This window comes from Pseudolabrys taiwanensis (assembly GCF_003367395.1).
GTDB classification, from domain to species: domain Bacteria; phylum Pseudomonadota; class Alphaproteobacteria; order Rhizobiales; family Xanthobacteraceae; genus Pseudolabrys; species Pseudolabrys taiwanensis.
The window spans coordinates 3,052,437-3,076,371 of sequence record NZ_CP031417.1 but is presented as its reverse complement, the minus strand read 5'-3'; the positions used below and the strand labels follow the sequence as shown (position 1 = coordinate 3,076,371).

At 63.4% G+C, this 23,935-nt stretch carries 25 protein-coding genes; 10 read left to right on the top strand and 15 right to left on the bottom strand.

Annotation, left to right across the window (positions count from 1 at the left end; translation table 11 throughout):
- Nucleotides 1-8 precede the first annotated feature (8 nt).
- The gene (locus tag DW352_RS14720) at nt 9-224 is read left to right on the top strand and encodes a hypothetical protein (protein WP_115692042.1); all 216 of its coding nucleotides are present in this window, start codon (nt 9-11) and stop codon (nt 222-224) included.
- Nucleotides 225-242: 18 nt separating this feature from the next.
- On the opposite strand, the gene DW352_RS14715 is transcribed toward DW352_RS14720, so the two are convergent.
- Nucleotides 243-1,361, bottom strand: coding sequence for an ATP-dependent DNA helicase (locus DW352_RS14715; protein WP_115692041.1), 1,119 nt, complete (start codon nt 1,359-1,361; stop codon nt 243-245).
- A 126-nt stretch (nt 1,362-1,487) separates the two neighbouring features.
- Here DW352_RS14715 and DW352_RS14710 point away from each other — a divergent pair, with 126 nt between their 5' ends.
- The 6 genes from DW352_RS14710 to ybaK all read left to right on the top strand — a co-directional run bounded on the left by DW352_RS14710 (nt 1,488) and on the right by ybaK (nt 6,887).
- Entirely contained in the window at nt 1,488-2,426 is a 939-nt protein-coding gene (locus DW352_RS14710) for a helix-turn-helix domain-containing protein (protein WP_115692040.1), read from the top strand.
- 149 nt (nt 2,427-2,575) lie between these two features.
- Nucleotides 2,576-3,724, top strand: a complete 1,149-nt coding sequence (locus DW352_RS14705) for an SMP-30/gluconolactonase/LRE family protein (RefSeq protein WP_115692039.1) — start codon at nt 2,576-2,578, stop codon at nt 3,722-3,724.
- A 72-nt stretch (nt 3,725-3,796) separates the two neighbouring features.
- Complete coding sequence (locus tag DW352_RS27580) at nt 3,797-4,009, top strand: 2TM domain-containing protein (protein WP_115692038.1); 213 nt, start codon at nt 3,797-3,799, stop codon at nt 4,007-4,009.
- Between the two features lie 32 nt (nt 4,010-4,041).
- Nucleotides 4,042-4,641 (top strand): hypothetical protein, encoded by a 600-nt coding sequence (locus DW352_RS14695; protein ID WP_115692037.1) that lies wholly within the window; start codon nt 4,042-4,044, stop codon nt 4,639-4,641.
- A 223-nt stretch (nt 4,642-4,864) separates the two neighbouring features.
- Nucleotides 4,865-6,235 carry a glutamate--cysteine ligase gene (locus DW352_RS14690; protein WP_115692036.1) on the top strand — a complete coding sequence of 457 codons (1,371 nt, stop codon included), beginning with the start codon at nt 4,865-4,867 and terminating at the stop codon, nt 6,233-6,235.
- A 181-nt stretch (nt 6,236-6,416) separates the two neighbouring features.
- The gene (ybaK, locus tag DW352_RS14685; protein WP_115692035.1) at nt 6,417-6,887 is read left to right on the top strand and encodes a Cys-tRNA(Pro) deacylase; all 471 of its coding nucleotides are present in this window, start codon (nt 6,417-6,419) and stop codon (nt 6,885-6,887) included.
- 44 nt (nt 6,888-6,931) lie between these two features.
- Here the strand turns inward: ybaK and DW352_RS14680 are convergent, their stop codons facing one another.
- Nucleotides 6,932-7,810, bottom strand: coding sequence for a LysR substrate-binding domain-containing protein (locus DW352_RS14680; RefSeq protein WP_115692034.1), 879 nt, complete (start codon nt 7,808-7,810; stop codon nt 6,932-6,934).
- A gap of 220 nt (nt 7,811-8,030) precedes the next feature.
- On the opposite strand from DW352_RS14680, the gene DW352_RS14675 reads away from it, so the two are divergent.
- Both DW352_RS14675 and DW352_RS14670 read left to right on the top strand, forming a co-directional pair.
- Nucleotides 8,031-8,396 carry a DUF1127 domain-containing protein gene (locus DW352_RS14675; RefSeq protein ID WP_115692033.1) on the top strand — a complete coding sequence of 122 codons (366 nt, stop codon included), beginning with the start codon at nt 8,031-8,033 and terminating at the stop codon, nt 8,394-8,396.
- A gap of 215 nt (nt 8,397-8,611) precedes the next feature.
- On the top strand, nt 8,612-9,172 hold the full coding sequence (locus DW352_RS14670; protein ID WP_115692032.1) for a PAN domain-containing protein: 561 nt from the start codon (nt 8,612-8,614) through the stop codon (nt 9,170-9,172).
- 7 nt (nt 9,173-9,179) lie between these two features.
- On the opposite strand, the gene DW352_RS14665 is transcribed toward DW352_RS14670, so the two are convergent.
- The 13 genes from DW352_RS14665 to DW352_RS14605 all read right to left on the bottom strand — a co-directional run bounded on the left by DW352_RS14665 (nt 9,180) and on the right by DW352_RS14605 (nt 23,206).
- Complete coding sequence (locus DW352_RS14665) at nt 9,180-9,494, bottom strand: CcdB family protein (protein ID WP_115692031.1); 315 nt, start codon at nt 9,492-9,494, stop codon at nt 9,180-9,182.
- Nucleotides 9,494-9,733: a type II toxin-antitoxin system CcdA family antitoxin gene (locus DW352_RS14660; protein WP_115692030.1), complete on the bottom strand. Its 240-nt coding sequence runs from the start codon at nt 9,731-9,733 to the stop codon at nt 9,494-9,496. The genes DW352_RS14665 and DW352_RS14660 overlap by 1 nt, the downstream gene beginning before the upstream one ends.
- Nucleotides 9,734-9,798: 65 nt before the next feature.
- Nucleotides 9,799-10,578, bottom strand: coding sequence for a signal peptidase I (lepB, locus tag DW352_RS14655; RefSeq protein WP_115692029.1), 780 nt, complete (start codon nt 10,576-10,578; stop codon nt 9,799-9,801).
- Entirely contained in the window at nt 10,575-11,999 is a 1,425-nt protein-coding gene (tldD, locus tag DW352_RS14650) for a metalloprotease TldD (RefSeq protein WP_115692028.1), read from the bottom strand. The genes lepB and tldD overlap by 4 nt, the downstream gene beginning before the upstream one ends.
- Nucleotides 12,000-12,079: 80 nt before the next feature.
- The gene (locus DW352_RS14645; protein WP_115692027.1) at nt 12,080-15,211 is read right to left on the bottom strand and encodes a multidrug efflux RND transporter permease subunit; all 3,132 of its coding nucleotides are present in this window, start codon (nt 15,209-15,211) and stop codon (nt 12,080-12,082) included.
- 2 nt (nt 15,212-15,213) lie between these two features.
- Nucleotides 15,214-16,266 carry an efflux RND transporter periplasmic adaptor subunit gene (locus tag DW352_RS14640; RefSeq protein ID WP_245434123.1) on the bottom strand — a complete coding sequence of 351 codons (1,053 nt, stop codon included), beginning with the start codon at nt 16,264-16,266 and terminating at the stop codon, nt 15,214-15,216.
- A 516-nt stretch (nt 16,267-16,782) separates the two neighbouring features.
- Entirely contained in the window at nt 16,783-17,862 is a 1,080-nt protein-coding gene (locus DW352_RS14635) for an alkene reductase (protein WP_115692025.1), read from the bottom strand.
- Nucleotides 17,863-18,052: 190 nt separating this feature from the next.
- Nucleotides 18,053-18,388 (bottom strand): carboxymuconolactone decarboxylase family protein, encoded by a 336-nt coding sequence (locus DW352_RS14630; RefSeq protein ID WP_115692024.1) that lies wholly within the window; start codon nt 18,386-18,388, stop codon nt 18,053-18,055.
- 258 nt (nt 18,389-18,646) lie between these two features.
- Nucleotides 18,647-18,859, bottom strand: coding sequence for a hypervirulence associated TUDOR domain-containing protein (locus DW352_RS14625; RefSeq protein ID WP_115692023.1), 213 nt, complete (start codon nt 18,857-18,859; stop codon nt 18,647-18,649).
- Nucleotides 18,860-18,900: 41 nt separating this feature from the next.
- Complete coding sequence (locus tag DW352_RS14620; RefSeq protein WP_115692022.1) at nt 18,901-19,608, bottom strand: 2-keto-4-pentenoate hydratase; 708 nt, start codon at nt 19,606-19,608, stop codon at nt 18,901-18,903.
- Between the two features lie 165 nt (nt 19,609-19,773).
- Nucleotides 19,774-20,253, bottom strand: a complete 480-nt coding sequence (locus tag DW352_RS14615) for a cupin domain-containing protein (protein WP_115692021.1) — start codon at nt 20,251-20,253, stop codon at nt 19,774-19,776.
- A gap of 12 nt (nt 20,254-20,265) precedes the next feature.
- A complete protein-coding gene (locus DW352_RS14610; RefSeq protein ID WP_162826976.1) occupies nt 20,266-21,147 on the bottom strand; it encodes an NAD(P)-dependent oxidoreductase in 882 nt (293 codons plus the stop codon).
- 154 nt (nt 21,148-21,301) lie between these two features.
- The gene (locus DW352_RS14605) at nt 21,302-23,206 is read right to left on the bottom strand and encodes a hybrid sensor histidine kinase/response regulator (RefSeq protein WP_115692019.1); all 1,905 of its coding nucleotides are present in this window, start codon (nt 23,204-23,206) and stop codon (nt 21,302-21,304) included.
- A gap of 550 nt (nt 23,207-23,756) precedes the next feature.
- On the opposite strand from DW352_RS14605, the gene DW352_RS27075 reads away from it, so the two are divergent.
- The gene (locus tag DW352_RS27075; RefSeq protein WP_170153525.1) at nt 23,757-23,918 is read left to right on the top strand and encodes a hypothetical protein; all 162 of its coding nucleotides are present in this window, start codon (nt 23,757-23,759) and stop codon (nt 23,916-23,918) included.
- The last annotated feature ends 17 nt before the right edge of the window (nt 23,919-23,935 follow it).

Below are 23,935 nucleotides of genomic sequence, written 5' to 3'. Positions count from 1 at the left end.
TGGATTCGATGCGTGTTCTCGACATCATCATGTGGCCGTTTCATGCACTGGCCGATCGGATTGCGCTGCGGCGCCGGCTGGCGCGCTTTACCTGCGCCGACTGCGAGCGCCACGATCACTGCGGCATGCCGCCGGACGATCTGTGCATTGCACGCCTGGCGCAGATCGAGCGCTTTGGCGACACGCCACGGCCGAGGCCGTTCGTCAGACAGTTCTCGCCGTAGCAGGAGCGCCTTGTCCGTCTAGACGACGATGGTCAGCCGCTTCGCCGCACGCGTGATGCCGGTATAAAGCCAGCGCGCGCGGCTCTCCTGAAACGCATAGGACTCGTCGAACAATACGACGTCGTCCCATTGCGAGCCCTGCGCCTTGTGCACGGTGAGCACATAGCCGTAGTCGAATTCGTCGTACGGTTTGCGCATCGTCCAGTCGAGCTGTTCGATGCCGCCGGTGAAGCACTCCGGCCTCACCGATACCTTGACGCCGCGCCGCGCCGTTTCGTCGTCCGGCAACAGGTGCATGGTCATGATGCCGGATTTGCTCTTGCCGCGGCTGCCGCGGTCCTTGACCGTCCACAGGCCGCCGTTGAACAGGCCCTTCTTGCGGTTGTTGCGCAGGCACACCAGCTTGTCGTCGGCCTGCGGCATCTCGCCTTCGAAGCCGCGACGCTCGCGCATCCGGTTGTTGTAGGCGCGCCGCGTCGCATTGCGGCCGACCAGCACTTGGTCGGCATCGAGCACGCGCTGCGGATCGAGCTCCTTTTTCGGCACGACCTCGGTCTCGCCGTAGCGGCCGGGTTCGAGATATTCGCCGGCGCGCACGTCCATCGACAGGCGGACGATCGGATCGTCTTGGGCCTGCCGGTGCACCTCGGTCAGCATCGCGTCGGGTTCGACGTCGGTGAAGAAGCCGCCGCCCTGGATTGGCGGCAGCTGCGCCGGATCGCCCAGCACGAGAAGCGGCACGCCGAACGACAACAGATCCTTGCCCAGCTCGGCATCCACCATCGAGCATTCGTCGATGATGATGAGCGAAGCCTTGGAGGCGGGGGCCTCGTCCCACAAGTCGAAGCTCGGGATTTCGTCGCCGCTTTCGCGCGTCCGGTAGATCAGCGAATGAATGGTCGAGGCGCCGTAGCAGCCCTTGCCGCGCATGACCGAGGCGGCCTTGCCGGTGAAGGCGGCGTATTTCACGTCGCCATCGACGCCGTCGGCGATGTGCCTCGCGAGCGTCGTCTTGCCCGTGCCGGCAAAGCCGAAAAGCCTGAAAATCTGCGGCGTGCCGCCGGACCCGGGCTTGGCCTTCAGCCAGTCGGCCACGGCTGAAAGGGCGTCGTCCTGATGGGGGGTAAATTGCGTCATTGCGCGAACCAATAAAGCATCCGCTGGCCCTGGAAAAGAACGAAATATGAACCGGGCGATTGAAAAGTACCTTTTCCCGGTTACACTCGGCGGGTCCGGGCTCTCTCCATCCTTTGGTTCACCGCCATGTCGACGGACGAGTCGGCCTATCGAGATGACCGGCCCGGCGACGAGCGTGGACTCGCCTACAGCCGCGTCGCGGCGTCACGGGCCGCGCCGCGCTATATGGAAAGCAACGTCCTTTTTCCGATACGCAGCGTCGGCCTCGACCGGAACACGACACTGAAGGCGACGTTCTGGGACTGTACGCTTGCGGAAACGGTCGGACTTGGCGACCCCGACTTTGCCGGCATCGCGCTCATGACTCGCGGCCGCGCCTGGCGCAACAGTGAGGCTAAGGCCAATCACGCCGGCGGGCTTTCCATGATGCCTTTCGAGGGCGCGCGCTGGCGTTTCGACGGCCCTTGCGGTTTTGTTCAGCTCTATGTGCCCTTCAAGCTGATCGGCGCCGTCAGTGAAAGTCTTTTCGAACGTGAGATAACGCAGGCGGCGCTGCAAATGCCGTCCGCTCTCCGCGACGACAAGCTGTGCCGCACCGCCAACATTGTTGCGAACCGTCTTGCGGTGACCGACCCGACCAATCTCATGCTCGACAGTTGGGCCTTGATGCTCGCCGATGTCATGGTGCGGCACTTCTCCAGCCACACCGGCAAACATGTGCGAACCTCGTTCGGAAAAATTCCCGGCCGGGGCATCGCCCACGTGGTCGATTACATCGAGGCGAATATCGATCGCGATCTCGATTTGGCGTCTCTCTCCGGCGTCGCGGCGATGAGCGTCTACCATTTCGCTCGCCGCTTCAAGGAAACGGTCGGCATCAGCCCGCACGCTTATGTGCTTTCCCGGCGGATTCGCCGCGCGCGCGACATGCTCAATCACGGCGAAACCAGCCTTGCCTTCGTGGCCACAGCCTGCGGCTTCGCCAGCCAGGCGCACTTTACCATGGCGTTTCAGCACGATCTCGGCGTCACGCCGGGGCAGTACCGGCGCGCCATATCGCTGTGATGCGCGCGCGCTTCCGGCCCGGCGTCCGGTAAAAATAGCAAGATTTTGAAATACCGCGCCCGGGCGATTCCGTACATCGGTACCGCAGTTGGGGGAGGGAATTGTGGAATCTCTTTCCCACCGGGAAAACGGACCGGAGGGGCGTCGGTATGTTTCGTCGGGCGCTATTGAGACTCGGCGCAGTCGTGCTGCTGATGATCGTCGGTCTCGGGCTCTATCTATGCTTCTGGCCCGTTCCCGCCGAACCGGTCGCCTGGTCGGCGCAGACGCCGCCGGGCTTTACCGGCGCTTATGCGCCGAACACACGTTTGGCCGGCCTGCGCGTGATCGATCTCGGGGACGAAGTTGGGCCGGAGCACATCGCGATAGGACGTGACGGGAAGCTCTATGCGGCGATGTTAAGCGGCAATCTCATCCGCATGGATCGGGACGGCGGCAACCGGGAGGTCTTTGCCAACACCGGTGGCCGTGTCCTCGGCTTCGATTTCGACGCGCAGGGCCGCATGATTGCCGCGGATGCCCTGAAGGGGTTGCTGGCCATCGGCCCTGATCGGCGCGTGACGGTGCTGACCGATCGTGTAAGTGTCGACGATCCGATCGGCTACGCGAACGCCGTTGCCACGGCGTCGGACGGAGCGATCTACTTCACGCAGTCATCGACGCGCTTCCTGCCGGCGCAGTGGGGCGGCACCTATGCGGCGAGCCTGCTCGACATCATCGAGCAATCCGCGACCGGCCGGGTGCTTGCCTTCGACCCGGCGACCGGCAACACGCGGGTCGTCGCCCACGGCTTGTCTTTCGCCAATGGCATCGCATTGTCGTCGGACGGGCTCAGCCTGTTCGTGAATGAGACTGGCCGCTACCGTGTCTGGAAAGTCGACAGCCGGGCAGACAATCTCGACGTACAGAGTGGTTCGCCGCAAGCGCGCGTGCTTCTCGACAACCTCCCGGGCTATCCGGACAATCTCATGCGTGGTCGCGACGGGCGCATCTGGGTCGGGTTGTTCAAGCCCCGCAATCCGGCGGCGGACTCGCTCGCTGAAAAGCCATTTCTCAGGAAGGTCCTCTTGAGACTGCCGCGGTCGTTCGTGCCGTTGGGACAGTCCTACGGACACGTCTTCGCGACCGACGAGGAAGGCCACGTCACGATCGACTTGCAGGACCCAAGCGGCGCCTATCCCGAGACAACTGGCGCGACCGAGACAGCGGATCGCCTTTACATCCACAGTCTGCATGCGCATGGCCTCGGTTGGCTGCCGCGCAATTCGTTCGCTGAGCGGCCGGATGGTGCAAAATAGAATGACGGGTCTTCGCGGCGTCGGAGAAGGCTCCGCCAAGGCAAATGGGGCAACACGGGTTGGGAGAGCGCGATGATAAACTCGACACCGGAGCAGAAGAAGCTGGGGTTTCGTATCCACGCCATGGTCTTCGTACCGGCGGTCGTGGTGATGTTGATCATCAATGCGCTTACTGGCGCCCCCTATTGGAGCCTATGGGCCGCATTGGGATGGGGCATCGGACTCTTCTGTCATTGGTTCTTTGTTCTAGGGCCCGGAGCCCCCAAAACCCAGAGCACGCAATGAGGCTTTCGGTTGGCCATCGGGTAGGTGTCGCAGTGCGGCGATGTATTGCGTTCATCGGCGCGGCATCTGCCGCCATTGTCGCGGCACTGTGCGTCTGGCCGGTGTTGCCGGGGCCTGCGGGCGCTGAGCCGGCGGAAGCGCTGGAAGAAATCTACATTCTCCGCAGCATCCGGGAGCCGCATACGCCGGCCGACAATTGGTGCTCGTCCACGCGTTCGGGATTCGAGCCGTTCAAGACGGACGCGGAACGCTTCTATTCGTTCTGGAGTCTTCGGGTGCGGCCGGACAACGGCCAAGTCATCCAAATGAAAGATACGCGCGTCGCGGAACTGCGCGCCTGCTTCGGTGACACCAGCGAACGCGCGCGACAGAACTTCTACGCCGAGGTCCAACTCGGTGCGATTTCCTTCCGAGGCCGTGGCGAGTGCCTCGCGCTCAACATCAATTTCCCGGCACCAGGCCTTTTTCCGGTGCGCTGCCAACTCGTCCTGAGCGGGCTACCGGCGCCTTATGTCGGCGGCCTTCTGACGACGAATACGATGACCAGCCAGGCGGCCTTTGGTGGCGATACCAAGCCGCCCGGCTATACCCAGGCCTCGATCGCCACAATTCGCCTCTGGAAAACCCGCTGAGGTCAGCGGTCTATTTTCACAGCGTCGCGACGGGATGAAAGAACACAAATAGAACGGCGGCAGGCGAGACAATCGGTGCCCGGTCCGTGGTCCCGATCCGGTTAGCCCGTCGGACAGGTCAAAAAATCAAGTCCCCCTCGGGCATTGCTTGGTTTCAGACGATGCATTGCCCTTTGCTTCGCCGCATGTTTAAGGTCGCGACCCTTTTTCTGCGGATCCCTTCATGGCGCGTGACCAAATCGACATGACACCCATCGAGACGCGCGACGAACTCGTCGCTTGGCTCGAACAAGGGTGCAAGCCGAAATCGCAATTCCGCGTCGGCACCGAACACGAGAAATTCGCCTTTCTGATCGAAGACCATCGGCCGGTGCCCTATGACGGGCGCCGCTCGATCCGTTCCTTGCTCGATGGCATGCAGCATCTGCTCGGCTGGGATCCGATCATGGAGGGCGAGAACATCATCGGCATGTTCGACGTCACCGGCGGCGGCGCGATTTCGCTGGAGCCGGGCGGCCAGTTCGAACTGTCCGGCGCGCCGGTCGACAACGTGCATCAGACCGCGTCCGAGCTGTTCGCGCATCTGGCGCAGGTGCGCGAAGTGGCCAAGCCATTGGGGATCGGCTTCCTCGGCCTCGGCATGACGCCGAACTGGAGCCGCGCCGACATGCCGGTGATGCCGAAGGGGCGGTATCGCATCATGACGGCTTACATGCCGAAGGTCGGCCAATACGGCCTCGACATGATGTACCGCACTTGCACCGTGCAGGCGAACCTCGACTTCTTCTCCGAAGCCGACATGGTCAAGAAGCTGCGCGTGTCGCTTGCGCTGCAGCCGTTGGCGACCGCCTTGTTCGCCAATTCTCCCTTCACCGAGTGCAAGCCGAACGGCTTCCTGTCGATGCGCTCGCAAATCTGGACCGACACCGACAACAACCGCGCCGGCATGCTGCCCTGGGCCTTCGAGGACGGTATGGGCTTCGAGCGGTGGGTCGACTATGCGCTCGACGTGCCGATGTATTTTGTCAAACGCGGCGACAAATATATCGACGTTTCCGGCAAGTCGTTCCGCGATTTCTTCGCCGGCAAGCTCGATGTGTTGCCTGGCGAGCGCCCGACGATTTCCGACTGGGCGAACCATCTGTCGACGATCTTCCCGGAGGTGCGCCTCAAGCGCTATCTCGAAATGCGCGGTGCCGACGGCGGACCGTGGCGGCGGTTGCCGTCGCTGGCCGCTTATTGGGTCGGGCTGCTCTACGACGACGAGGCACTCGACGCCTGCTGGGACATGGTCAAGGACTGGACCGCCGAAGAGCGTCAGAAGCTGCGCGATGACGTGCCGCGGCGCGGCTTCCGTGCGGAAATCGGCAACACCAACGTGCTGACTTTGGCGCAGGAAACGTTGCGCATGTGCCGGCGTGGCCTGCAGAAGCGTCAGCGGCTCGACCGCAATGGACGCGACGAGACGCGCTATCTGCGGCCGCTGGAAGAGTCGGTCGCGCGCGGCATCACGCCGGCGGAAGAGCTGCTGGAGAAGTACTTCAACGAATGGAACGGCTCGATCGATCCGATATTCGACGAGTACGCGTATTAGGACTCGTGAGCGACGTGCCGATTTTGACGTCATCCTGAGGTGGCCGCGTAGCGCGGCCCTCGAAGGATGAACGGCCGAGGCCGTCGCCCTTCGCGGCTCGACGCAAGCGCGCCGAGCACCTCAGGGTGACGGGTCCGAGGGTTGCTCCAAGGTTCGCGGTTGCTTGGTGAGATTAACGGTCATGGCCAAATCCACACCCGCCACGCTTGCGCTGCAGAAAGCCAAGGTCGCCTTCGATCTGCACGAATACGACTACGATCCGAATGCCGAACGCATCGGCATGCAGGCGGCGGAAGCGCTCGGCATCGAGCCGGCGCGGCTTTTGAAAACGCTGATGGCCAAGGCCGGTGACGAGATCGTCTGCGTGCTGGCGCCCTCGGATCGCGAGGTGAACTTGAAGAAGCTTGCCGCCGTGGCCGGCGCCAAACATGCGGCGATGCTGGCGGCGGCCGATGCCGAGCGCATCACCGGCTATTACGTCGGCGGCATTTCACCCTTCGGCCAGAAGAAGCGTGTGCGCGCGTTCGTCGAGCAGACGGCGCTGGCGTTTCCCAAGGTTGTGTGCAATGGCGGCCGCCGCGGCTTGCAGGTGGAGCTTGCGCCGGCGGATCTGGTGCGGGTGCTGGACGCGAAGGCGGCGGAGATTTGCTGAGCGGTTATCGCTGTCGTTCCCGCTTTCGCGGGGACGACGATAAATTACTCCGCGGCCTGCGCTTCCGACAGGTTGTCGAGCGAGGACACGATGTGCTCGGCCAGCGCATCGGCCAGTGCCGATGTTTCATGCGCGTTGCGCACCAAGCCGACATGGCAAGGCGGCAGCTCCGGGAAGCCGTCGGCGGCGGTGAGCACGCGCATGCCGGGACGCAGGCCGGATTCGGCCAGCACCGACACGGCAAGGCCGGACAGCACCGCCGCGGCGACCGCGCCCGCATTCGAGCTCGAGTACAGCACGCGATACGGCCGGCCGAGCGCTTCCAACTTGTCGATGGCCGTGCGCCGCCAGGAGCAGCTCGGCCGCCCGAGCGCCAACGGCACCGGTTGCTCCGTATGCGTCGGATGCCGGTTCGACGTCACCCATAACAGCCGCTCACGGCGGAATGTCTCCGACGCGCGCTTGGATTCGCAATTGGTGACAATGACGAGGTCGAGCTGGTTGGCGTCGATGCGCTCGAGAAGATCGATCGACGGCTCGCAGATCACCGTGAGCTCGACGCTCGGATAAGCGCGCGAGAAGCGCGCCATGATTTCGGGGAGATAACGATCGGCATAATCGTCCGGCACACCGAGCCGCACGCGGCCGGACAGCTGCGCATCGGAGAAGGCGGCGATCGTTTCGACGTTCAATTTGACGATGCGGCGCGCGTAGTCGAGCAGCCGCTGGCCGTCCTCGGTGAGCTTCGAGGCGCGGCCGTCGCGCAGGAAGATCGCCCGTTCCAGTCGCTCCTCCAGCCGCTTCATCTGCATCGAAACCGCCGATTGCGTCTTGTTCACCACCTCCGCCGCTTTGGTGAAGCTGCCCGTTTCGGCGATGGCGATGAAAGTGCGCAATTGATCGACGTCGAGGAGCGCGGTCATGGTGCAACGTCCTGAGCGGCCGGCGTCATTTTCCCGGCAGGGGTAACATCACCAGTTCTGATCGGTCAGATTAAAAACATTCGTTTCACTAATCAATACCGCGCGAGCATATTCAAGGTCCAAGCCGAGCCGAGGAATCGGGTGGGGCTTTCGGGTGGTTTCGGTGCCGGATTTGAGGCGGTGTGGCGCCTCGAGGCTGCGAACCGCAGGAGATTGATCGATGACTGCGCATTACCCCGTTCTGCCGATTGCCGCCGGCGCCTCGCTGCGTGCCTGCGCGGCGGCTGTTGGCGTTATGGCCTACTGGGTCCGGCAGATTGCCCGCGCGCACCGCAACCGTCGCAACGCGACGGTCCTGGCCGGTCTCGACCGTCGCATGCTCGCCGACATCGGCATCACCCGCAGCGATGTGCAGGACGCTTTCTCCGAGCCGTTCTGGGAAGACCCGACCGCACTCTTGCGCGAGCGGGCGCTGGAGCGGCGTTGGAATAAGGCGCTGCTGCGCGATGAGATCGCGCGCCGCGCCGAGCCCCAAAACGGCTTCCGGCGGCCGCCGACGGATCGCCCGGCCCGAGAGGCTGTGTGACGACGCCTTAAGCCAAACGGCCGATCCCTCTCATCGGCCGCCGATCCGACACCCGCGAAAATCCCCTCTCGCGGCCGGATCTAGCGCCCGCTGGCCCCTCCAGCGGGCGCTCACTTTTTCGGCATGAGCGCTTCGGGCAAAAAGCTACACCTGCCCAATTCGCTGCGATCGCGTTACAGTCCGTGCCAGGGAAGGTGCAGGTTGAGCGCGGGTGCATGCGGCTGTTGACGAGGTTATGCGGCGGGCTGCTTGCCTTGGCCTGCGCGCTATTGGCGCTTGCCCTGCCGTTCGGCGCTGCCTCGGCGCAGACCGGCTACGATCGCTTCGGTGGCGATTACGCCCATTTCGAAGTGCGCACCGGCGATCCCGACGTCTGCGCCGCCCGCTGTGAGCGCGACGCGCGGTGCCGGGCCTGGAGCTTCTCTTATCCGAAAACCGCCGCGGGCGCGGCGACGTGCTGGCTGAAGAACCAAGTGCCGCCGCGCGCCGAAAATTCATGCTGCGTGTCGGGCGTGCGCGGCGCCGGCGTGGTCGAACCGCGCCAGGGCGAAACCGAATACTCCATCGATCGACAAGGCGGCGACTACCGTTTCGTCGACCTGCCGGCCGATGGGACGGCGGATAATTGCAAGGCGATCTGCGACGGCGAGAAGCGCTGTCGTGCCTTCACCTTCGTGCGGGCGGGCTACATCTCCGCTGCGCCGCGCTGCTATCTGAAGGACAGGATCACGCGGCCGCGCCACAAGCCGTGCTGCATTTCCGGCGTAGTGCGGTAGAAACCCGTTAAAAACCCAGGAAGATCAAGTCGATTGCGGCGATAATAGAGTCGCGTCGTTCCGAAATGCTGCCAACTGCCGCGCGTAGGACGCGGCGGTCCACGGCAAACAGTTCGTGCGTTGCAAGCCAATACTCTCTGCCGGCCACCGTCACGATCGGATTTAGCCGCTGGGCGCCGGCCATCCGCTCTCGTGCGATGAGCGGAGCGACAATGATCGACGCGAGGCCAGATAATAGATTGGATTGGAGGATGACGAGGTATGGTCGGATCTGCGCTTCCTGCGCGTCAGGATTAACGACAATGTCGAATTGCCTGAGCATCAGTTGCCGCGATAGCGCAACCGGCTTGCTAACAATCCATTCTGCTCGATGAATTCATTGATCGAAGAAATCGCGGACTTATTCTCTTCGAGCCAACGCTTCTCGTCTTCGGTCTTGAGTAGGGACCGCAGCTGCTGTTCAAGCGCCAGGGCGAGATCAATTTTCATGCGGCTCGCTTCGTCGAGGAGATCGGCCTCGACGAACAAATTGACCGCGCGTTTATCGGACTGCTTGCCCATCGGACCGCCTCCCTAAGGAAGATTAATGCGGGCGTCCGACCCAGGCAAGTTGCCGCGCCCGTCCCTCAATGCACCGCGCTGAAGAAACGCGACAGGCGCAGGCCCGCGGGCCAAGTCCAGATCGGTTGATCCTTCATCCCGAGATCCCACGAGCCGACGATTGCGTCGACGCGGCCGACGAGATTGTCGACCGGCAGCATGCCGACGCCGCCCATGCGGACCGGCACGCGGCTGTCGGCCGAGTTGTCGCGGTTGTCGCCCATGACGAACAGGTGATCCGGCGGCACCACGGTCTCGGCCATGTTGTCGAGGGGATTGTCGTTGGTGAGCTTGAAGATCGTATGCGCGCGTCCGCCCGGCAGCGTCTCCGTGAAGCGCGCCGCGGCGATCTCGCTGCCGTCTTCGCGTTCCGATTGGCCATCGCCGTTCGGTGCGATGCCGACAGGCTCGCCGTTGATGAAGACCCGGCCGTCACGCAGGGCCACATGATCGCCCGGTAGGCCGATCACGCGCTTAACCCAGACCTGCGAGCGATCGCCCGGCCAGCGGAACACGACGACGTCGCCGCGTTGCGGCAGTGCGCCGAGGACGCGTTTGCCCTCCGGCAGCGTGATGAAGGATGGCAGCGACGCGGCGTTGTAGCCATAAGGATACTTGGTCGCGAGCAGTTCGTCGCCGATCTGCAAGGTCGGCTCCATCGAGCCGGACGGCACGTAGAACGGCTCGGCAATGGCGGTCTTCGCCGCCATCACCAGGAGCACGATCGCGACAATGTCGCCGATGCTTCGGAGCCAGCTTTGTGTGCGCGGCTTGTCCGCAGCGCTTTTTTGCTCGGTTGTCGTCATGATGCAGTCCCGCCGACGGTGATCTTGTCCATGCGCAGCGACGGCTGGCCGACGCCGACCGGTACGCCCTGGCCGTTCTTGCCGCAGGTTCCGATGCCGGGGTCGAGCGCGAAGTCATTGCCGATCATCGAAATGCGATGGAGATCGGTCGGTCCGTTGCCGATCAGCATGGCGCCCTTCACCGGCACCGTCACCTTGCCGTTCTCGATCTTGTACGCCTCGGTGCACTGGAAGACGTATTTGCCCGAGGTGATGTCGACCTGGCCGCCGCCGAAGTTCACGGCATAGAGGCCGTTCTTCACGGAAGCGATGATCTCCTCACGCGGCTTGTCGCCGCCGAGCATATACGTATTGGTCATGCGCGGCATCGGCACGTGCGCGTGGCTTTCGCGCCGGCCGTTGCCGGTCGGCTTCATGCCCATGAGGCGGGCGTTCTGCCGGTCCTGCATGTAGCCGACAAGAATGCCGTCCTCGATCAGTACGGTACGGTTGGTCGGCGTGCCCTCGTCGTCGATCGACAATGAACCGCGACGCGACTGCATGGTGCCGTCGTCGACCACGGTAACGCCCTTGGCGGCGACCTGCTTGCCCATCAGACCGGCGAAGGCCGAGGTCTTCTTGCGGTTGAAATCGCCCTCGAGCCCGTGACCCACGGCCTCGTGCAGCATCACACCGGGCCAGCCGGCGCCGAGGACGACGTCCATCTCGCCGGCGGGCGCGGGCACCGCATCGAGATTGACCAGCGCCTGCCGCACCGCCTCGTCGACCGCCGTCTGCCACGCGTGCGTGGCGATGAACTGGCCGTAACCTTCACGGCCGCCGAAACCGAACGAGCCGGTTTCTTGACGGTCGCCGTCGCCGGTCACCACTGAGACGTTGAGGCGCACCAGAGGACGAATGTCGCGGTAGATCTCGCCATCGGCACGCAGGATCTCGACCACCTGCCAGGTTGCGGCAATGCTGGCGGACACCTGCCGCACGCGCGGATCCTTGGCCCGCGCATAAGCGTCGATCTGCTCGAGCAGTTTGACCTTGGTTTCGAACGAGGGTTCGCCGAGCGGGTTCTCGTCGCCATAGAGCTTGCGGTTAGTGCGGCCGGGGGCGTCGGCGTAGGTGCCGGTGTGGCCGCTGTTGACCGCGCGCACCGCTTCCGCCGCGCGCGCGAGCGCCGCTTCCGACACGTCCGAAGCGTGGGCGTAGCCGACGGCCTCACCCTTTACCGCGCGCAGGCCAAAGCCTTGCGAGGTATCGTAGGTCGCCTGCTTCAGGCGCCCGTTGTCGAACACGAGGCCCTCGGATTGCTTGTATTCCAGGAACAGCTCGCCATCGTCGGCGCGCTCCAGCCCGCGTCCGATGAGCTGCCGCACTTTGGTCCGGTCGAGGCCGGCGCGGTCGATAAGCGAGGAAATGGCTGGATCCATGGGTAATCTCTCCGGGTAGTGCCCTGCGCAACTCAGATAGGCACTTTACGGCGATTTAGCGAGGGCCGGAACCCGGAGGCTCATTCGGCCGGTTGGGTCCCAAGCTGCTCCTCCGCCGCCCCATGCTCTCGCGGCCGACGGCGCGTCAGCCAGTGCGAGAACTGGTCGAGGTAGATGTAGATGACGGGCGTCGTGAACAACGTCAGCGCCTGGCTGACGATCAAGCCGCCGACCATGGCGTAGCCCAGCGGCTGGCGGATCTCCGAGCCGGTGCCGTGGCCGAGCATCAGCGGCACGCCGCCCAGCAACGCGGCCATCGTCGTCATCATGATCGGCCGGAAGCGGAGCAGCGCGGCCCGCCGGATCGCTTCCACCGGCGACAGCTTGTCGTCGCGCTCCGCCACGATGGCGAAGTCGACCAGCATGATGCCGTTCTTCTTTACGATGCCGATCAGCAGGATGATGCCGATCAGGGCGATAAGGCTGAAATCGAAGTGAAACAGCATCAGCATCATCAGTGCGCCGACTCCCGCCGACGGCAAGGTCGAGAGAATCGTGATTGGGTGGATGTAGCTTTCGTACAGGACGCCGAGGATCAGATAGACCACGATCAGGGCGGCGATGATCAGCATCGGCACAGTGGACAGCGAATCCTGGAAGGCTTGCGCGTTGCCTTGGAAGGTCGTGTTGATCGTCGCCGGCGGATTGAGTTCGGCCATGGCGCGGCCGATCGCCTCCGTCGCCTGCCCGAGGGCGGCACCCTGCGCGAGGTTGAAGCTGATCGTGATGGCCGGGAACTGGCCTTGGTGGCTGATCGAGAGCGGCTGGATCGGACGCGTTGTCCACTTAGCGATCGCCGACAACGGCACTTCGCCGCCGGTGGTGGGCGAGCGAAGGAATATCCGGTCGAGCGATGACGGGTCGCCTTGCAGCGCCGGCGTCACCTCCATGATGACGTAATAGCTCGAGAGCTGCGTGAAGTACTGGGAAATCTGCCGCTGGCCGAAGGCGTCGTAGAGCGTGTCGTCGATCACCTGCGGCGTGAAGCCGTAGTGCGAAGCCTGATCGCGGTCGATCTGCAAAGTGAGTGTCGTACCGTTCGTCTGCTGATCGCTGGCGACGTCGCGTAGTTCGGGCAGGCCCTTGAGCTTGTCGAGGATTTTCGGCGCCCACTCGTTCAGTTGCGCGATGTCGGAGCCTTGTAGCGTGTATTGGAACTGGGTGCGCGAGGCGCGGCCGCCGACGCGCACGTCCTGTGCCGCCTGTAGGAACAGCCTTGCCCCTTGAACCTTATCGAGCCGCGTGCGCAGCCGGGCGATGACTTGGTCGGCCGTGACGTCTCGCTCGTTGCGCGGCTTCAGCGTGGTGAATATGCGGCCGGTGTTCGGCGGATTGCCGGAGCCGCCCATGAACATGGCCACGTGATCGACAGCAGGATCGCTGCGCACCACATCGCCGAGCTCCTGCAGGTGCTGCATCATCTGCCGCGGCGAGACGTCTTGCGAGGCTTCGGCGATGCCGGTGAGCAGGCCGATGTCCTGCTGCGGGAAGAAGCCTTTCGGGATAACGATGAAGAGATAGGCCGAGAGGCCGAGCGTGGCGAAGAAAACGCACAACGTCACGAACCGGTGGCGCAGGCACACGTCGAGCCCGCGCTCGTAGGCATGTAGCAGCGCGTCGAAGGCGCGCTCGCTTATGGCATAGAAGCGGCCGTGGTGCGCTTCCTTCGGCGGTTTCAAGAAACGCGAGGCCATCATCGGGGTGAGGGTGAGCGACACGGCCGCCGAGACCACGATGGTCATGGCCAGGGTCACCGCAAACTCACGGAACAGACGACCGATGATGCCGCCCATCATCAGAAGCGGTATCAAGACGGCGATCAAGGAGATGCTGATGGAGACGATGGTGAAGGCAATTTCCTTGGAGCCGCGCAGCGCGGCCTGGAACGGCGACTCGCCCTCTTCGACGTAGCGCGAGATGTTCTCGAGCATCACGATGGCGTCGTCGACGACGAATCCCACGGCGATGGTGAGCGCCATCAGCGACAGATTGTCGAGGCTGTAGCCGAAGATCCACATCAGCGCACACGCGCCGAGCAGCGCCAGCGGCACGGTGATGCTCGGGATGATGGTCGCCCAGACGCTGCGCAGGAAAACGAAGATGACCATCACCACCAGAGCGATGGTCAGAAGCAGCGTGAACTGCACGTCGTCGACGGCGGCGCGGATCGTCTGGGTGCGATCGCTCAGGGTGAAGACGTTGATCGACGGCGGCATGGCCGCGCGCAGCTTGGGCAGGGCCGCGTTGATCTTGTCGACTGTGTCGATGACGTTCGCGCCGGGTTGCTTGAAGATCACCAGGATGACGCCGCGCTTGCCGTCGGCCCAGCCGGCCTGTGTCGTATCCTGCGGTCCGGTGACAGCTTGGCCGATGTCGCGCACGCGTAACGGCGCGCCGTTGCGATAGGCAACGATGACGTCGTTCCAGTTCTTGGCCTGGGTGAGCTGGTCGTTGGTGTAGATCGTGTAGGAGCGCGTGTCGCCGCGCACGGTGCCTTTCGGGCCGTCGACGGTGGTGACCGACAGCGGCGTGCGCACGTCTTCGAGCGACAGGCCCTTGGCCACCAGCTTTGCTGGGTCGAGCTGGATGCGGATCGCCGGCTTCTGCTGGCCGCCGATAAGCACCTGCGCCACGCCGGAGATCTGGCTGATCTGCTGGGCGAGCTTGGTCTCGACGTTGTCGTCGACCTCGGTCAGCGGCAGCGTATCGGATGTCGCGCCGAGCAGCAGGATCGGCGAATCGGCCGGGTTCACTTTGCGATAGGTTGGCGGGCTGGGAAGGTTCTTGGGCAATTGGCCGCCGGCGGCATTGATCGCCGACTGGACGTCGTTGGCGGCCGCGTCGATGTTGCGGTTGAGGTCGAACTGGATGGTGATCGCGCTGGAACCAACGACGCTGGTCGAGGTCATCTGCGCGACGCCGGGGATCTGGGCGAACTGCGTTTCCAGCGGCTGAGCGACCGCCGAGGCCATGGTGTCGGGGCTGGCTCCGGGCAGGCTGGCCGAAACCTGGATGGTGGGAAAGTCGATCTGCGGCAGCGGCGCAACGGGCAACTGCGGATAGGCGACGAGACCGACGAACAACAAACCGACCATCAACAGTGACGTTGCGATCGGCTGGCGGATAAAGGGCGCTGAGATGCCACCTTGCATGATCAGTGCACCTTACGTTCGCCGTTCTCGGCCTGCTCATTGGCGGGCGCGGTCTGGCCGCCCGCTGCCCGTGCATCGACCAATGTGCCCGGCGTGAGCCGGTACTGCCCGGCGACGACGACACGGTCGCCGGCCGCGAGCCCTTTGGTGACGACCGAGTGCGTCGATCCCTCGTCGCCGACCGTGATATTGCGCACCGACACTTTGTTGTCCGCGCCGACGACAAAGGCGTAAAGGCCATTTGGCCCGTGCTGGATCGCGTCATTCGGCGTGACGACGACATTCTTGCGCGTGTTGATGAGCAGACGCGTCGCCACCGACAGCCCGGGCCAGAGCGCATTATTTTCGTTGGTGAACGTCGCCTTCATCTGGATGGTGCCGCTCGCCTGATCGATCTGGTTGTTGACGAGCGCCAAGTGTCCCTGCGCGAGGGTGCGGCTGCTGTCGGAGGACAGTGCGGTCACCGGCACGGTGCCATCCGCAAGGGCCTGATTGATCCGTTGCAGATCTTCCTCCGGCGCCGTGAACACCACCGAGATCGGCTGCAGCTTCACGATCGACACGATGCCCGTCGTATCCGCGGCATGGACGATGTTGCCGGGGTCGACTTGCCGGAATCCGGTCTTGCCGGAGAGCGGCGAGCGGATCGCCGTATAGTCGAGCTGCGTTTGCGCGTTATCGATTGCGGCCTGATCGCCTTTGATCTGCGCGGTGAGCTGGTTCACCATCGCCTGCTGGGTGTCGAGTTGCTGACGCGAGGCGAAGTCGCTTTTGGCAAGCGTGGAGAACCGTTCGAGGTCGAGCTCGGCATTGCGCAGGTTGGCTTCGTCCTGAGCCTTCTTCGCTTGCGCCTGATCGAGGGCGGCCTGATAGGGGCGGGGATCGATCTGCACCAGGAGATCGCCTTCTTTCACCATTTGTCCTTGGCGAAAGGCGACTTTGATTACCTGACCGTCGACGCGGCTGCGGACGGTGACCGTGTCGTAAGGTTGCACGGTGCCGAGACCGTTGAGATAGACGGGGAAATCGGACTGCTGCACGACTTGCGTCGTCACAGGAACAGCTGGCGTTCGGGTTGTCGGACCCGCCTGCGGTGTCACGCTGCCATGCGCCGGCAGGAAGTGCCAGGCAGGGTAGGCCAACACAATCAAAAGCCCGATCAGCGCCCACATAGCTGTTCGGCCGTGGCGCTTCGCATTCTGAATTTCCGACAAAGAACTGCTCCGTTGGCCCGCTTTCGGCGCCCGGCTCGCGTATGGCAGTCGCTCCCAACTAATTAACGAGAGAAACTGCCGAACCCGGCGGCGCGTACGGCTCAAATAAGGGCGGAGGAGTAGCGAATTAGGACGTTGCGGGACTTTAATGCCGCACTGCGGCAATTGCCGTCTAGGTCTTTAGGATAAGATAGCGACGTAAGCGCTTTTATCCGCACCGCTTATCGGCGCCGCCTCACGTTATCGTGTGCGCAACGTGGAAAATGTCGAACCGGCATAGCGTGGTGCGAGTCGTGTGGACGAAATCCGGAGACGTTGGCCGGGCGCGGGGAACGTCCCGCGCCCGGCGCACGCCGATCAACCGGCAAGCGCGGGATAGTCGGTGTAGCCCTTCGGGCCGGGCGTATAGAACGTTGCCATGTCGGGCGCGTTCTCGGCGGCCTGTTTCTTCCAACGCTCGACCAGATCCGGATTGGCGAGGAAGGCGCGGCCGACGGCGATCAAATCGGCTTTGCCGGTTGTCAGGTCCGCTTCGGCGCGTTTGGCGTCATAGCCGCCCGACAGGATCAGCGTGCCTTTGAACTCGTCACGGTAGATGGACTTGATCTTCGCCGGCACGGCCGGTGCGCCCATCGCGGAATGATCGACGAGGTGCACGTAGACGAGGCCCTTCGTATTGAGCGCCCGCGCGAGATACGCGTAATCGGCTTCCATCTCCGGATAATCGGGCATGTCGTTGAACACGCCGTAGGGTGAGAGGCGGATACCGACCTTATCCTTGCCGATGGCCGCGATGGTGGCGTCGACCACTTCCAGCACGAAGCGCGCCCGGTTCTCGATCGAGCCGCCATAGTTGTCGGTGCGGGTGTTCGAGTTCGGCCGGATGAATTGCTCCAGCAGATAGCCATTGGCGGCGTGCAACTCGATTCCATCGAAGCCGGCGGCGACCGCGTTCTTGGCGGCCTGCACGAACTCATCCAGCGCATGCTTGAGGTCGGCGCTGGTCATCGCCTTCGGCACCGGATGCGGCTTCATGCCCTCGGCGTCGGTATACATCTCACCCTTGGCGGCGACGGCCGACGGCGCCACGACCTCCGCGCCGGCGGGCAGATTGAGCGCGTGGCTGATGCGGCCGGTGTGCATCAACTGTACGAAGATTTTCGCGCCGCGCGCGTGCACGGCATCGGTAACCTTCTTCCAGCCGGCGACTTGAGCATCGGAGAAGATGCCGGGGATGCGCGCGTAGCCCAGACCATTGGGGGACGGCGAGGTGCCTTCGGTAACGATCAGGCCGGCTGACGCGCGCTGCGCATAATATTCCGCCATCAAATCATTGGGCACATTGTCGATGGCTCGGCTGCGGGTCATCGGGGCGATAACGAGGTGATTTTGCAGCGTGAGCGATCCCAGCTTGGCAGGGGAAAAAAGGAGCGACATGCATGTCTCCGGAAAGAGGATCTGGTACCGGCGCGGACATAGGTGCCATGCAACCGTGCCGCAAGCGGTATACTTTTTTAGTGCGACCAAAGAATAAAGCGCTTTGTCCGACACACAGGATCGCGCCGGATCATTCTACATGTGGGAGACGCGGAAGTTGCCCCCGTCCTATGAGTCAAGTCGCAGACAACTAGGCCGCAGAGGCAGCACCCGCCGTTGTATTTTTGAACTGGTCGAAAGCATCGATCGCGTGACTCGCGTACATGACGGCAGGGCCCGCGCCCATGTAGATCGCCATGCCCAAAGTCTCCATCACCTCTTCACGGGTCGCGCCCTGTTCGAGCGCCGCCTTGACGTGAAAGCCGATGCAGTCGTCGCACCGCACGGCGACCGCAATGCCGAGTGCGACGAGCTCTTTGGTTTTGACGTCGAGCGCCTTCGGCGAAAGCGCCGCCTGTGCGATCCCGGCGAAAGCTTTCATCACCTCCGGCGCGCCGCCGCGTAGCGTGCGCAAGTGCGCCGCCATGTCTTTCGTGTGCTCGGGCCAGTTCGTCACGACGCCACCTCCGCTGATGCACGCCGACCTTCGCGGCGCGGTAATATTCAAACTCACGCATATAACTCGAGGCGAGGTCGGTGGTTGATTTCGATCAAAGAGAGCGGTGGTCGTGGCTGCCGCGCGTTGTGCTTAAGCCGACCTGGCCCGACGTCTGCGTGTCGGGCGGGACGTCGCGAGCCTTGCGGATTGCTCTGCGAGGGGACGCGCTATGACCTTTGTCGCCGATCAGGAGAGCCGCCTGAGTGCTGCACCCTTGTGCAGGGCGACGTGATCGGTCTTGTCGCTCTTGATCTCGTACTGCGGCTCGTCCTTGCTGGCGTGGTGCGTATAGCCTTTGTAATCAACGTCATGCGTATGGACCTTGACGATCCGGCCGCTGACGTGCCCGGCCTCCGAGTTCCAGCTGACGTGATCGCCGACTTTGAAGGTACTTTTCATGGGCGGCCTCTCGGAGAAAACGCACCCGGGAAGCACCCGGTTCAGCTCCAGTTGAAATTCACCGCGACCTCGCCGATCGGATCGATCGCGTGTGCGAGGACGGTTTCGTCCCGCTCGATCATCAGCGGAGGCGTGATCGAGCCAGTGATGATGATGTCGCCGGCTTTGAGATTTTCGCCGAAGGCGGCGAGCATATCCGCGACGTGGGCGACGATATCGACCAACCGGCCGGTCAGTGCTTCGGGGTCGGAAGTACGGTTGAACTCCGCACCGCGACGGATGACGCGGGATGTCAGCCCACGCACGACGCCGCTCGGGTGCGCGCTTTCGCCCAGCAGGACGTGGCGCTGGAAGATGTCACCGGCGAGCACCTGATCGAGATTGTCGGGCTCAGGCGTCAGATCGAGGTCGGCAATCTCGATCGCCGGACGCAACTCTTTGATCGCGGCAAGCACATCAGTGGGCGCCGCGCCCGCGGCGAGATCGCCTCCCATGACAGCCGCGATTTCCGGCTCAGCTACCGGCCGCACGTAATCCTTGAGCGATACGGCCGCGCCAGAGGGCAGGCGCGCGCCTTCCATGAGATAACCGATCAGCGGTTCGCTCAATCCGAGTTTCTTCATGCTCGCCGGCGCGCCGAAGCCGACCTTCCACCCAAACGGTTTCTCGCCCGCCGCGATGCGCGCGCGCCGTGTCGTAAGCTGTGCGGTCATGCCTTTCTTGATGAGGGGATTGTCCCACACGGGCATCGATTGTTCCTTCCTCTTTACCCTTCCCTTTGTGGGGAGGGTCGACCGCCGAAGGCGGTCGGGGTGGGGCTGCCTATTCCCGCTCGCTTTCGCTCGCGATCCTCGCCAGCTGGGGAGGGTAAAGAGAGCGTGGGGCTATCGCAGCGTATCTATTGCTGATGGCCGCTACTTATGACTTTCCGCATGCACCTCGTAGCCGGAGTCATCGATCGAGCCCGCGCCCATCCAGCCCCAGACCAGTACCACGTCTTCATTCGACGTGTTGTTGAAGCCGTGCCAGCAGCCGCGCGGCGAATAGACCACGTCGCCTTCCTTCGACGGCTTGTCGCCGTGGTCCGTGTAGATGTGCCCCGAGCCCTTCAGCACGATGAAGAACTCGTCGCAGTTATGATGGCGGTGGTTCTCGTGCCGCGCGCCGGGTTTAAGCACGGTCCAGCCAACGACGTGATTGGCGCCTGCAGACTTCTTGTCGATGAGGAACTGCACCTGCATGTCGACCCAGCCGTCGTCGCGCTTGAGGCCTTCGACCTTCGGCACATCGTTGATGTTGGTGATGTACATGACCGGCGCCTCCTTCATCTTGGCCGTTGTCCCCTTGATTGCCTTGGCGAGCGCCGAACCGAACTTCTCTCCTTGCGATGTCATCGTCTTTCTCCGTTATTCCTGTCCGCCGAGCTGTCTGTAGACCCGGTGCGCGACCACGAAATCGTTGCCGTCGATGCCGAGCCCGCGGCAGGCATTCATCATTTCATTGGCCGCGGCCGCGAGCGGCACCGGCGAGCCGAGCGTGCGGCCGAGATTGAGCGCAAGCATCATGTCTTTCTGTTGCAGTGTCACGTCGGCAAGCGGCACCTCCGGCATCTTGCCGTCGAGAATGAAAGGCCCGCGATAGCCGAGCACCGGCGAGGCCGCGACGCTCTTGAGAATGGCGTCGACGGCGGCCTCGCGCGCGACGCCGCCCTTCTCGGCGAGCGCCACCGCTTCGCCGAAGGCGATGACCTCCACCATCAGCAGCAGATTGACGGCGATCTTCATCTGGCACGCGAGGCCGTTTCCGCCGATACGCGTCACTTTGGGGCCGATGGCGAGCAGCACGGGCTTAGCCCGCTCGAAAGCCTCCTCGTCGCCCCCGACCATCACCGACGCATTGCCGGCCTTCACCGTCACCGGCGAGCCCGAGATCGGCCCGTCGAGCATCGTCGCGCCGCGCTTCTTGAACTCGGCCGCCACCGCCCGGCTTTCGTCCGGCTCGATCGTGCTCATGTCGACATAGATCGCGCCGGGCTTGATGCCGGCGATGATGCCGTCGTCGCCGAGCGCGCAGGCCTTCACGGCCTTGGCGTCTGTAACGATGGAGAACACGATGTCGCTTTGCGCCGCGACGTCGCGCGGCGTGTCGGCCCATTTCATGCCTTGCGCGATCAGCGCGTCGGCCTTGTCGCGGGATCTGTTCCAGCCGGTCACCGTGTGCCCGCCTTCCATCAAGCGCGGCACGATCAATTGTCCCATGGCCCCGAGGCCGCAAAATCCAAGTTGCACGGTCGCCTCCCGATTGCGCCTAGCTGGACGCCGACGCGTCTTCTTTGCAAGCGAGAGTAAAGATGCGGCAGGCGGCGGCAAGCCCGGATGTGACGAAGAAGCGCGCGTGCCTTTGCCCACAGCTTTTCACTGTGTGAAGGCTTGGCTAGGCCGGTCAGTGGGCGAGCTCGGCCAGCGCGCGGCTCAATTCGTGAATACGGTACGGCTTGCGCAGGATCGGATATTTGCGCAGCGCTTCCTGCGCCGCCTGGCTGTAGCCGGTCGTCAGCAGGATGGGCAACTGAGGAAACTTCGCCTTGATCGCTTCCGCAAGACTAAATCCGTCCATGGGACCCGGCATCACGATATCGCTGAACACGACGTCGATGCCGTTGCGTTCGAGTTCGTTGAGCGCGCTTTCGGCGTCCGCCACCCAGCGCACCGCGTAGCCCAGTTGCGTGAGCAGTTCGGCGCTCGCGCTCGCCACGTCGGGATTGTCCTCGACAAGCAGCACCGTGCCGCTCCCCGAGGTGATCTGAGGCATGTGCATTTCGGTTTGCGCGCGCTCGGTGCCGGCGCGCGGCAACAAGATAGTGATTTGCGTGCCCTTGCCGATCTCGCTCTCTACCGTCACGGTGCCGCCAGCCTGGTGCACGAAGCCGTGTACCTGCGACAGCCCGAGACCCGTGCCCTTGCCGACAGGCTTGGTGGTGAAGAACGGATCGAAAATCTTTCCCACCACGTCCTTGGCGATGCCGACGCCGGTGTCGACGACGCTGATCGACACGAACTCGCCGCTCGGCTCGTTGCACTGAATATTTTTAGCGGTGACACGCACGAGGCCACCCATTGGCATCGCGTCACGGGCATTGATCACGAGGTTCACGAGAGCGGTTTCAAATTCGCTTACATCGGCGACGACAGGCCATGTTTGCGGCGCGAGATCGAGTTCGAGCTTTATGTCGCGGCCGAGGCCGCTATCGAGCACCTCGCGCACCGAACGAACGAGTGTGGAGACGTCGACGCGTTCGGGATTGACCTGCTGCCGACGCGAGAACGTGAGCAATTGGTTGGTCAGCGTCGCGCCGCGGTCGGTGGCGTGCTCGATCGCCTGCACGGCGCGGGCGAGTCTCGGGTCGGCTCCCATCGAACGCTTGAGCGTCTGCAAATGGCCCGAGACGATCATCAATATGTTGTTGAAGTCGTGCGCGATACCGCCGGTGAGCTGGCCGAGCGCATCCATCTTTTGCGACTCGGCGAGCTGCCGCTGCATTTTCTCGAGCTTGATCTGCGCTTCGCGCCGCTCGGTAATGTCGCGCGTGATCTTGGCGAAGCCGATCAGCTTGCCGGTATCGTCGCGGATCGGATCGATGACGACGCTTGCCCAGAAGAACGTGCCGTCCTTGCGGACGCGCCAGCCTTCTTCTTCGTAGCGGCCGGTGGTTTGGGCTATGCCCAGCGCGCGCTTCGGTTTGCCATCCGCTTGGTCCGACGGCGTGTAGAAGCGCGAGAAGTGCTGGCCGATGATTTCGGTCGGCGCGTAACCTTTGATGCGCTCGCCGCCGGCGTTCCAACTGACGATATTCCCCTGAGGGTCGAGCATGTAGAGCGCGTAGTCGGTGACGCCGCTGACCAGGAGCCGGAATTGACGCTCGCTCTCGAGCAGCGCTTGCTGCGCCTTGTAACGCTCGGTGATGTCGCGCGTGATCTTGGCGAAACCGATGAGCTCGCCGTCTTCGTATAGGGCGTCGATGACGACGAAAGAGCGAAATTCTGTGCCGTCTTTGCGGACACGCCAGCCCTCGATTTCGAACTTGCCCTTCTCCTGCGCCGTACGCAGCGCCGTCTCGGGCAAACCGGCTTCGCGGTCGCGCACGGTGTAAAAGACGCTGAAGTGCCGCCCGATGATTTCCGAGGCTGCGTAACCTTTGATGCGCTCGGCCCCGGTGTTCCAATTGGTCACGTACCCCTTGGGGTCGAGCATGCAGATGGCGTAGTCGACCAGTCCGTCGAGCAACAGCCGGAAGTTGCGTTCGCTGTCCAGTTGCGCGGTGTCCTGCGTCGGATCGTTGTCCTGCATTAGTTTCCTACCCCACAAAACCCGAAACGCGCCCGAGGGGCGGTTCGTTCCAAAGGGCCACTCCCACCGGTACGACGGTGGATGCCGTTCATCAATTCGGCCAACGACCTAGGTCCGGGGGGAGCCAAAGCGGGGTCTTGCACATTAGTAGTGCGGAGAGAGGTGAGGGCCCATGGCGGACGATCCTGACCGGACCATTTCCTGTCCGCATTGCGGCGGGGCAGCTGGCTATGCCGGTATGGTCGGTATGCCCGCCATACAATTTATCAGTGTAATGGCTGCGGCCGGGCGACCTGGGTGCCGCGCAGGTCCGTGCCGACCGGGCTGACGGAAGAGTCCTCCCAACAGCAACAACAACCCCGGCAGCCCCGTGCTGGCGACGAAGGGGGTTGATGCGCGACGACCGCCGCTCTTGTGCGCCCGGACAATTGGCATAAACACTTGATAAATTTAGCGGAACCTCCTCCGGCCGGTATGGACGTGCTTCCCTGCGGGGCCGCGGACTACTATGATAGCTATGTTGCGTAACGCGTAACCATGGAGCATCGCCATGGACCGTTTCATCTGCCGTGAGAACATCGAACGTTATCGGCGTCTGCTGGCGCAGGCCACCGACGTCGAACAACGTCGTCAGCTCATAAAGCTGCTGGCCGAAGAAGAAGCCAAAGAGCAGAGCATCGGCACGATTGCCGATCCGGGCGCCCAAAGCTGAGATCTTTGGACGTGCTT

Bases quoted from the DNA above. Each gene is read 5' to 3' on its own strand.
- DW352_RS14625 (WP_115692023.1), bottom strand. From the start codon at position 18,859: ATGAAAAGTACCTTCAAAGTCGGCGATCACGTCAGCTGGAACTCGGAG.
- DW352_RS14705 (WP_115692039.1), top strand. From the start codon at position 2,576: ATGTTTCGTCGGGCGCTATTGAGACTCGGCGCAGTCGTGCTGCTGATG.
- DW352_RS14720 (WP_115692042.1), top strand. From the start codon at position 9: ATGCGTGTTCTCGACATCATCATGTGGCCGTTTCATGCACTGGCCGAT.
- DW352_RS14635 (WP_115692025.1), bottom strand. From the start codon at position 17,862: ATGTCGCTCCTTTTTTCCCCTGCCAAGCTGGGATCGCTCACGCTGCAA.
- DW352_RS14680 (WP_115692034.1), bottom strand. From the start codon at position 7,810: ATGACCGCGCTCCTCGACGTCGATCAATTGCGCACTTTCATCGCCATC.
- DW352_RS14615 (WP_115692021.1), bottom strand. From the start codon at position 20,253: ATGACATCGCAAGGAGAGAAGTTCGGTTCGGCGCTCGCCAAGGCAATC.
- lepB (WP_115692029.1), bottom strand. From the start codon at position 10,578: ATGACGACAACCGAGCAAAAAAGCGCTGCGGACAAGCCGCGCACACAA.
- DW352_RS14630 (WP_115692024.1), bottom strand. From the start codon at position 18,388: ATGGCGGCGCACTTGCGCACGCTACGCGGCGGCGCGCCGGAGGTGATG.
- DW352_RS27580 (WP_115692038.1), top strand. From the start codon at position 3,797: ATGATAAACTCGACACCGGAGCAGAAGAAGCTGGGGTTTCGTATCCAC.
- tldD (WP_115692028.1), bottom strand. From the start codon at position 11,999: ATGGATCCAGCCATTTCCTCGCTTATCGACCGCGCCGGCCTCGACCGG.
- DW352_RS14670 (WP_115692032.1), top strand. From the start codon at position 8,612: ATGCGGCTGTTGACGAGGTTATGCGGCGGGCTGCTTGCCTTGGCCTGC.
- ybaK (WP_115692035.1), top strand. From the start codon at position 6,417: ATGGCCAAATCCACACCCGCCACGCTTGCGCTGCAGAAAGCCAAGGTC.
- DW352_RS14605 (WP_115692019.1), bottom strand. From the start codon at position 23,206: ATGCAGGACAACGATCCGACGCAGGACACCGCGCAACTGGACAGCGAA.
- DW352_RS14620 (WP_115692022.1), bottom strand. From the start codon at position 19,608: ATGCCCGTGTGGGACAATCCCCTCATCAAGAAAGGCATGACCGCACAG.
- DW352_RS14660 (WP_115692030.1), bottom strand. From the start codon at position 9,733: ATGGGCAAGCAGTCCGATAAACGCGCGGTCAATTTGTTCGTCGAGGCC.
- DW352_RS27075 (WP_170153525.1), top strand. From the start codon at position 23,757: ATGGACCGTTTCATCTGCCGTGAGAACATCGAACGTTATCGGCGTCTG.
- DW352_RS14645 (WP_115692027.1), bottom strand. From the start codon at position 15,211: ATGCAAGGTGGCATCTCAGCGCCCTTTATCCGCCAGCCGATCGCAACG.
- DW352_RS14665 (WP_115692031.1), bottom strand. From the start codon at position 9,494: ATGCTCAGGCAATTCGACATTGTCGTTAATCCTGACGCGCAGGAAGCG.
- DW352_RS14675 (WP_115692033.1), top strand. From the start codon at position 8,031: ATGACTGCGCATTACCCCGTTCTGCCGATTGCCGCCGGCGCCTCGCTG.
- DW352_RS14715 (WP_115692041.1), bottom strand. From the start codon at position 1,361: ATGACGCAATTTACCCCCCATCAGGACGACGCCCTTTCAGCCGTGGCC.
- DW352_RS14690 (WP_115692036.1), top strand. From the start codon at position 4,865: ATGGCGCGTGACCAAATCGACATGACACCCATCGAGACGCGCGACGAA.
- DW352_RS14710 (WP_115692040.1), top strand. From the start codon at position 1,488: ATGTCGACGGACGAGTCGGCCTATCGAGATGACCGGCCCGGCGACGAG.